The sequence below is a fragment of the Bradyrhizobium sp. Crot121 genome (genome assembly GCF_059512385.1).
This window is the reverse complement of the sequence record NZ_JCAMOR010000381.1, coordinates 1-447: the sequence shown is the minus strand read 5'-3', so window position 1 is coordinate 447 and position 447 is coordinate 1. Positions and strand designations below refer to the sequence as shown.

Here is a 447-nt window from a genome sequence, read left to right as displayed (position 1 = left end):
CAGGGCCGGACCTTCACCATCAACCAGCCGCTGCGCCGGTCCGCTCAATGGACCTACAGCGAGGTTCGGCGGATTATGATGGCTGCAAAATGCTCGGAGCGATCTGAAGATTGCATTCGACATCTCGAGTTAACCTAGAGTAGTCAATATCCCGAGAGGATTCTCCTAAGCGCATTGGTCGGCTTCGAGCCGGGGGGAGGAATGACAGTTCAAGCGGTTACATCGGAAGAGTTGGCTAGTCTCTATGAGGCCTTTCCAGGTTTGAAGGAAGCTCTCGAAGGAGGTGGCCTTGATCCAGAGCAGCCCGAAACCGCGGCTGCTACTGTTATGACAGCAAGGTTCCTGGTCAGTTATTTTACCCGTCGGACAGAAGAGGTGACGGAACGGGTAGAGCGCCTAAGCCCTCGACTTGATGCGCTCGCCGAGAAGATCAAAGAACGAGAAGCC

General features: G+C 55.0%; 1 protein-coding gene. It reads left to right on the top strand.

Annotated elements, in window-relative coordinates; all coding sequences use genetic code 11:
• Window positions 1–201: 201 nt before the first annotated feature.
• On the top strand, window positions 202–447 hold a 246-nt coding region (locus tag AC5ZGW_RS47080; protein ID WP_496114265.1), incomplete at its 3' end, for a hypothetical protein.